A 7,780-nucleotide genomic window follows, 5' to 3' on the forward strand; every position below is an offset into this window, starting at 1 on the left:
ATAAGTGAGGAATAAAAATGGCATTTTCATTTGACACAGCATCTGTACAAGGTGCAGTTATTAAAGTTATTGGTGTCGGTGGTGGCGGAGGTAACGCCATCAACCGCATGATTGATGAAGGAGTTGCTGGTGTTGAATTTATCGCAGCAAACACAGATATCCAAGCATTGAGCTCATCAAAAGCTGAAACTGTTATTCAGTTAGGCCCTAAATTGACTCGTGGACTTGGTGCTGGAGGACAACCTGAGGTCGGTCGTAAAGCTGCTGAAGAAAGCGAAGAAGTATTGACAGAAGCTCTTACAGGAGCTGATATGGTCTTCATTACTGCTGGTATGGGTGGAGGATCTGGTACAGGTGCTGCACCAGTTATTGCTCGCATTGCTAAAAGCTTAGGTGCTCTTACAGTTGCAGTTGTAACACGTCCATTTGGTTTTGAAGGTAACAAACGTGGCAACTTTGCTGCAGAAGGTATTCAAGAACTTCGTGAACAAGTTGATACATTGCTTATCATCTCAAACAACAACCTTCTTGAAATTGTTGATAAGAAAACTCCACTTCTTGAAGCTCTTAGTGAAGCAGATAACGTTCTTCGTCAAGGTGTTCAAGGTATCACTGATTTGATTACAAATCCTGGTCTTATCAACCTTGACTTTGCCGATGTTAAAACAGTTATGGCTAATAAAGGTAACGCTCTTATGGGTATCGGTATCGGTACTGGTGAAGAACGTATTACTGAAGCTGCTCGCAAAGCAATCTTCTCACCACTTCTTGAAACTACAATTGATGGTGCTGAAGATGTTATCGTTAACGTAACAGGTGGTCTTGACATGACTCTTACTGAAGCAGAAGAAGCTTCTGAAATCATCAGTCAAGCAGCTGGTAAAGGTGTTAATATCTGGCTTGGTACATCTATTGATGACACAATGAAAGATGAAATTCGTGTAACAGTTGTTGCTACAGGTGTTCATCAAGATCGTGCAGAACAAGTTGCTGATTTCCGTACTCAACCAACTACTCGTTCATTTACAAATAATAATGCACAACAAGCAGCAGGAGCACAATACGCATCAGAACGTTCACAACAACCTAGCCAAGCAGCATTTGAACGACGTTCAAATTTTGACTACGATATGAGTGAAAATCATGCAATGCCAACTCCACAACAACCTGCTAACCAATCACAACAAAAAGAAAATTCATTTGGAAACTGGGATCTTCGTCGAGACAACATCGCACGCCCAACAGAAGGTGAATTAGATAGCAAATTAACAATGTCAACATTTACAGCAAATGAAGATGCTGATGATGAACTTGAAACACCACCATTCTTCAAAAATCGTTAATGACCGATTTTCAAAAGAATAAGGACCTTGTTTTTGAACAGGTTGCTAATGCAACTAAAGCAGCCAATCGTTCACAAGAAAGTGTCAAAGTTATTGCTGTGACGAAGTATGTTGATAGTGGTGTTGCTGCTCGTCTTATTGACACAGGTATTGAACATATTGGTGAAAATAGGGTCGATATGTTTTTGGATAAATACGAGGCGCTTAAAGATAAGAATTTAACGTGGCATCTGATTGGAACACTTCAGCGACGCAAAGTTAAAAATGTTATTAACTATGTCGATTATTTCCATGCCTTAGATTCTGTTAAGTTAGCAGCTGAAATTCAGAAACGAGCAGAACATCCCATTAAATGCTTCTTGCAGATTAATATTTCTGAGGAAGAGAGTAAACATGGCTTTAAAGTCTCTGAGATTGATGAGGCTTTAGAGCAAATCTCTAACTTTGATAAAGTAGAAATTGTTGGATTGATGACGATGGCTCCTAAAAATGCTTCTGACAGTGAAATTGATGACATTTTTGGGAAAGCTGACCAATTGAGACAAGACTTACAAGAACGACACTTACCTCATATGCCTTTTACTGAATTGAGTATGGGGATGAGCGGAGACTTTCCAATTGCGATTCGCAATGGAGCAACCTTTGTTCGAATTGGTTCATCATTCTTTAAGTAATGGGAGAAAAACATGGCATTTAAAGATAAATTTGACAAACTAATCTCTTATTTCGATACTGATGAGGTAAGTGATGTTGAAGAAACAGTTGAAGACGATGTGCAACAGCCTCGTGTTCAACCAAAAGTAGAGGTTAAACCGCAGCCAGCACAAAGACGAGTTGAGTCACAACCAGTTTCATCTATTCGTACTCAACAGTCTCAATCTGCTGCAGCTCGTCAACGTGTACAGCCTCAACCTCGACGTGCTTTTGATGAAAATCAGCACGCTCATTTAAATCAACGTCCTGAAGAGCAATTACAGGCTCGTAACAGTCAAGCAACTACAACAATTGCTTTGAAATATCCTCGTAAATATGAGGATGCTCAAGAAATTGTTGATTTGTTGATTGTTAACGAATGTGTTCTAATTGATTTTCAATACATGCTTGATGCACAAGCTCGTCGCTGTTTAGATTTTATTGATGGTGCAAGTAAAGTTCTTTATGGAAGTCTTCAAAAAGTTGGCAGCTCAATGTATTTATTGACACCATCAAATGTCATTGTCAATCTTGAAGAACTTCCTATCCCAAATGCGGGACAAGATGTTGGTTTTGACTTTGACATGAAGAGACGCTAATATATGATTTTTGTATTAATTGTACTATTAAAAACCATTCAATTTTACTCTTATCTGCTAATTGCGTATGCACTTTTATCTTGGTTCCCAGGTGCGTATGATACTGGTTTAGGTCGCTTATTGGTTCAAGTTGTTGATCCGATAGTTAAACCATTTCGACGTTTAAATCTACAATTTATGGGACTTGATTTTACGATTTGGGCTGTGTTTATTGCTTTAAATCTACTAAGTCGCTTTCTCGTAATGCTTTTACTCGGATGAAAAAAGATATTTATCAGCACTTTAGACCAGATGAGTATGATTTCATCGAGAAAATTGATGATATCGCTCAGCGCGTTGAAGAGACATACGCTTATTCATTAACAGATTTTTTAAATCCTCGACAGCTTGAGATTGCTAGAAGCGTTCTTGGTAATAGGGGCTTGCGTTACTTTGTTTCGAGTGATTATTACCCAGCGGAGTACGCACGACTACTAGTTGCTCCTGATTATTATGAGCTTAATCTTGATGACTTTGAATTAGCTTTGTTAGAAGTGAAGTATAATTCAAAGTTCAATCAATTAACTCATGCTCAAATAATGGGAACTTTGCTTAATAGACTTGGAATTAAGCGACATATCATTGGTGATATTTTGGTTGAATCTGGTTATGCTCAGCTATTAGTGACTAGAAATATGGTTGATTATTTTAGGGCTAATGTTACTAAGATAGCTAAAGCTAGCGTAAACTTAAAAGAGATTCCACTTGATAATTTAATTGTCGGTGAAAAAGAGTCACAGCAATTAGACATCATGGTTTCAAGCATGCGATTGGATAAGGTTTTAGCAACAGTATTGAAGCTTTCCAGAAGTCAAGCAATTCAGTTAGTAAACGCTGAAAAGGTAAAACTCAACTATCAGTCGATTGATAGACCTTCGGAAATACTTCAAGTTGGAGATTTGATTAGTGTTAGAGGATTTGGTCGATTTTCTATTTTAAGCGAGAATGGGCTTACTAAAAATAGAAAAATCAAATTGACCGTAGATGAGATGATACATAAATAAGGAGAAATCAATGGCACTCACAGCACTTGATATTAAAGATAAAACATTTAAACTAAAATTTCGTGGATATGACGAAGAAGAAGTTAACGAATTTCTTGATATCGTTGTAGAAGACTACGAAGACTTGGTTCGTCGTAATCATGAACAAGAAAACAGAATTAAAGACTTAGAAGATAAACTTGCTTACTTCGATGAAATGAAAGAATCTTTGAGCCAATCTGTTATTCTTGCTCAAGAAACTGCTGAAAAAGTAAAAACTTCAGCTAACGATGAAGCAGCTAACCTTGTTAGCAAAGCAAACTACGATGCACAACATCTTATTGATGAAGCTAAATCAAAAGCTAATCAAATTTTGCGTGATGCAACTGATGAAGCTAAACGTGTTGCAGTGGAAACAGAAGATTTGAAACGTCAAACACGTGTCTTCCACCAACGTTTGGTTGCTGCTATCGAAGGTCAACTTGGTTTGACAGATTCACCAGAATGGACAGAATTGTTGCAACCAACTGCAGTTTACCTTCAAAATTCTGATGCAGCTTTCCGTGAAGTTGTTGAAAAAGTTTTGGAAGAAGAAATGCCTGAAACTGACGATGAAATGTCAATGGATGCTACTCGTCAATTCACTCCAGAAGAAATGGAAGAATTGCAACGTCGTGTTGAAGCAGGAAACAAACATCTTGAAGAAACACAAAAACTTCCAGTAATTGATGATAGCGAAGCAGACGACATCAATCTTAACGAAACTCAAACATTTAAATTAAATATTGAAGAATAAGAAAAACGCGATTGATATTCTACATTTACAGCGAGCAGGCGATGGTGCGAGGCCAGCAATCTCTGGGATATCAGTTATCCTTTTCTAATATTTTATCTGAATTGAGTAAGATAAAAGGGACAAACTCACCTTACGGGTTTAAAGAGGGAAATTTAGATTTTCACTCCATTGTTTGGTGTGCCTAAATTTCTAAACTAAGGTGGTACCACGAGCTTTCGTCCTTATTGAGACGAAGGCTCTTTTGTTTTATCACCTAAGAAACATTGTCATTTTTCTGTCGTTGGTTAACAATCCTTTGACAGTTGAATAGTATTTATTATAAGGAGTAGTCATGAAATTAAAAGAAACGCTTAATCTTGGAAAAACTGCTTTTCCAATGCGTGCTGGACTCCCAAACAAAGAGCCTAAATGGCAAAAAGAATGGGAAGAAGCTGACATCTACGCAAAACGTCAACAATTAAACGAAGGTAAACCTTCATTCAACCTCCACGATGGACCTCCATACGCTAACGGAAACATCCACGTTGGTCACGCCATGAATAAAATTTCTAAAGATATTATTGTGCGTTCTAAATCAATGTCTGGTTTCCGTGCTCCTTATATTCCTGGTTGGGACACACACGGACTTCCAATTGAACAAGTTTTGGCTAAAAAAGGTGTAAAACGTAAAGAAATTCCTTTGACTGAATACCTTGCAATGTGTCGTGAATACGCACTTAGCCAAGTAGATAAACAACGTGAAGATTTCAAACGTCTTGGTGTATCTGCTGACTGGGAAAATCCATACGTGACTCTTATTCCTGCGTATGAAGCAGCTCAAATTCGTGTATTTGGTGCAATGGCTGATAAAGGTTACATCTACCGTGGTGCGAAACCAGTTTACTGGTCATGGTCATCAGAATCTGCTCTTGCAGAAGCTGAAATTGAATATCACGATATTGACTCAACATCACTTTACTACGCTAACAAAGTTAAAGATGGTAAAGGTGTTCTTGATACTGATACTTACATCGTTGTTTGGACAACAACTCCATTTACAGTAACAGCTTCACGTGGTTTGACAGTTGGTCCTGATATGGATTATGTTGTTGTAAAACCTGCTAACGATGATCGTAAATTTGTTGTTGCAGAAGCACTTCTTGATAGCCTTGCTGGAAAATTTGGTTGGGAATCATTTGAAGTTCTTGCAAAACACAAAGGTACTGAACTTGAATACATCGTTACTGAACACCCATGGGATACAGAAGTAGACGAACTTGTTATCCTTGGTGACCACGTTACACTTGACTCAGGTACTGGTGTTGTCCACACTGCCCCTGGTTTTGGTGAAGATGACTACAATGTTGGTGTTAAATACAACCTTGAAGTTGCTGTTACAGTAGACGAACGTGGTATCATGATGGAAAATGCAGGCCCTGAATTCCAAGGTCAATTCTACGATAAAGTTGTTCCAACTGTTAAAGAAAAGCTTGGTGATCTTTTGCTTGCTAGCGAAGTTATCACTCACTCATACCCATTTGACTGGCGTACTAAAAAACCTATCATCTGGCGTGCAGTACCACAATGGTTTGCATCTGTTTCTAAATTCCGTCAAGATATTCTTGATGAAATTGAGCGCACAACATTCTATCCAGAATGGGGTCGCACTCGTCTTTACAATATGATTCGTGACCGTGGTGACTGGGTTATCTCTCGTCAACGTGCATGGGGTGTTCCACTTCCAATCTTCTACGCTGAAGATGGTACAGCTATTATGACAAAAGAAGTAACTGACCACGTTGCTGACTTGTTTGAAGAATTTGGTTCAATTGTATGGTGGGAACGTGACGCTAAAGACCTTCTTCCAGAAGGATTCACACACCCAGGTTCACCAAATGGCGAATTCACTAAAGAAACTGATATCATGGACGTATGGTTCGATTCAGGTTCTTCATGGAATGGTGTTATGAACGCTCGCGAAGATTTGGAATATCCAGCTGACCTTTACCTTGAAGGTTCTGACCAATACCGTGGTTGGTTCAACTCATCATTAATCACTTCAGTTGCTGTTAACGGACACGCACCTTACAAAGCTGTGCTTTCTCAAGGTTTCGTCCTTGATGGTAAAGGTGAAAAAATGTCTAAATCACTCGGAAATACAATCCTTCCAAGTGATGTAGAAAAACAATTTGGTGCTGAGATTTTACGTCTTTGGGTAACTAGCGTTGATTCTAGCAACGATGTTCGTATCTCAATGGATATTTTGAAACAAACATCAGAAACTTACCGTAAAATCCGTAACACACTTCGTTTCTTGATTGCTAACACAACTGATTTCAATCCAAATACAGATGCGGTAGCTTACGAAGATTTGCGTTCAGTTGATAAATACATGACTGTTAAATTCAACCAATTGGTAGCAACAATCCGTAAAGCTTATGAAGATTATGATTTCATGACAATTTACAAAGCTGTTGTTAACTTTATCACAGTTGATTTGTCAGCATTCTACCTTGATTTTGCCAAAGATGTTGTTTATATCGAAGCAGCAGATAACATTGCCCGTCGTCAAATGCAAACAGTCTTCTACGATATCTTGGTTAAAATCACTAAGTTGTTGACACCAATTCTTCCTCACACTGCTGAAGAAATCTGGTCATACCTTGAATTCGAACCAGAAGAATTCGTTCAATTATCTGAATTACCAGATGCTGAAGTCTTCGAAGGACAAGAAAATATTCTTGAAGAATGGGATGCCTTCATGACACTTCGTAACCAAGCTCAAAAAGCTTTAGAAGAAGCTCGTAACGCTAAAGTTATCGGTAAATCATTGGAAGCTCATTTGACTATCTATGCTGGCGAAGAAGTGAAAACTCTTCTTGCTGCCCTTGATAGCGATATTGCTCAATTGCTTATCGTATCACAATTGACAGTTACTGATGAAGCTGCTCCAGCTGATGCTGTTGCTTTTGATGGTGTCGCATTTACAGTTGCTCACGCTGAAGGTGAAGTTTGTGATCGTTGCCGTCGCGTAGACCCAACATCTAAAGAACGTTCATACGGTGTTACAGTTTGTGATCACTGTGCTGAAATCGTTGAAGCTAACTTCCCAGAAGCAGTAGCAGAAGGTTTTGAAGTAAAAGCAAAATAATAACACTATAGTTATCAGAAAAACGAACTCAATTTGAGTTCGTTTTTTTGGTTCTTTGTCAACTGTAGTGGGTTGACTTATAATCACATGCGAGAGAGGACTTTGGTCCTCTCTTTCTTGATGTTCAAAGTGATAAGTATTTTTGTTTTGAAGTTGTCGAAATTTCTGAATCCAAAGGCTTGTTTCTTGATGTCCTT

The 7,780-nt window shown here is 38.4% G+C and carries 7 protein-coding genes; all 7 read left to right on the forward strand.

Translation table 11 applies throughout. From position 1 onward, the window contains the following. The first annotated feature begins 17 nt into the window (after nt 1-17). Nucleotides 18-1,343 carry a cell division protein FtsZ gene (ftsZ, locus tag HMPREF0819_RS00245; RefSeq protein ID WP_004230738.1) on the forward strand — a complete coding sequence of 442 codons (1,326 nt, stop codon included), beginning with the start codon at nt 18-20 and terminating at the stop codon, nt 1,341-1,343. Then, on the forward strand, nt 1,343-2,017 hold the full coding sequence (locus HMPREF0819_RS00250; RefSeq protein WP_004230739.1) for a YggS family pyridoxal phosphate-dependent enzyme: 675 nt from the start codon (nt 1,343-1,345) through the stop codon (nt 2,015-2,017). Before ftsZ ends, HMPREF0819_RS00250 begins: the two co-directional genes overlap by 1 nt. A 12-nt stretch (nt 2,018-2,029) precedes the next feature. Beyond that, complete coding sequence (locus tag HMPREF0819_RS00255) at nt 2,030-2,635, forward strand: cell division protein SepF (protein ID WP_004230740.1); 606 nt, start codon at nt 2,030-2,032, stop codon at nt 2,633-2,635. Nucleotides 2,636-2,638: 3 nt separating this feature from the next. Next, nucleotides 2,639-2,896, forward strand: coding sequence for a YggT family protein (locus tag HMPREF0819_RS00260; RefSeq protein WP_004230741.1), 258 nt, complete (start codon nt 2,639-2,641; stop codon nt 2,894-2,896). Further along, nucleotides 2,893-3,678 (forward strand): YlmH family RNA-binding protein, encoded by a 786-nt coding sequence (locus HMPREF0819_RS00265; RefSeq protein ID WP_004230742.1) that lies wholly within the window; start codon nt 2,893-2,895, stop codon nt 3,676-3,678. Before HMPREF0819_RS00260 ends, HMPREF0819_RS00265 begins: the two co-directional genes overlap by 4 nt. A 10-nt stretch (nt 3,679-3,688) precedes the next feature. Beyond that, entirely contained in the window at nt 3,689-4,453 is a 765-nt protein-coding gene (locus HMPREF0819_RS00270) for a DivIVA domain-containing protein (protein ID WP_004230744.1), read from the forward strand. Between the two features lie 331 nt (nt 4,454-4,784). After that, on the forward strand, nt 4,785-7,583 hold the full coding sequence (ileS, locus tag HMPREF0819_RS00275; RefSeq protein ID WP_004230745.1) for an isoleucine--tRNA ligase: 2,799 nt from the start codon (nt 4,785-4,787) through the stop codon (nt 7,581-7,583). The last annotated feature ends 197 nt before the right edge of the window (nt 7,584-7,780 follow it).

The sequence above is a fragment of the Streptococcus equinus ATCC 9812 genome (assembly GCF_000187265.1).
Lineage (GTDB): Bacteria > Bacillota > Bacilli > Lactobacillales > Streptococcaceae > Streptococcus > Streptococcus equinus.

Coding starts and splice junctions, on each gene's coding strand:
- ileS (WP_004230745.1), top strand. CDS start 4,785: ATGAAATTAAAAGAAACGCTTAATCTTGGAAAAACTGCTTTTCCAATG.
- ftsZ (WP_004230738.1), top strand. CDS start 18: ATGGCATTTTCATTTGACACAGCATCTGTACAAGGTGCAGTTATTAAA.
- HMPREF0819_RS00255 (WP_004230740.1), top strand. CDS start 2,030: ATGGCATTTAAAGATAAATTTGACAAACTAATCTCTTATTTCGATACT.
- HMPREF0819_RS00260 (WP_004230741.1), top strand. CDS start 2,639: ATGATTTTTGTATTAATTGTACTATTAAAAACCATTCAATTTTACTCT.
- HMPREF0819_RS00270 (WP_004230744.1), top strand. CDS start 3,689: ATGGCACTCACAGCACTTGATATTAAAGATAAAACATTTAAACTAAAA.
- HMPREF0819_RS00250 (WP_004230739.1), top strand. CDS start 1,343: ATGACCGATTTTCAAAAGAATAAGGACCTTGTTTTTGAACAGGTTGCT.
- HMPREF0819_RS00265 (WP_004230742.1), top strand. CDS start 2,893: ATGAAAAAAGATATTTATCAGCACTTTAGACCAGATGAGTATGATTTC.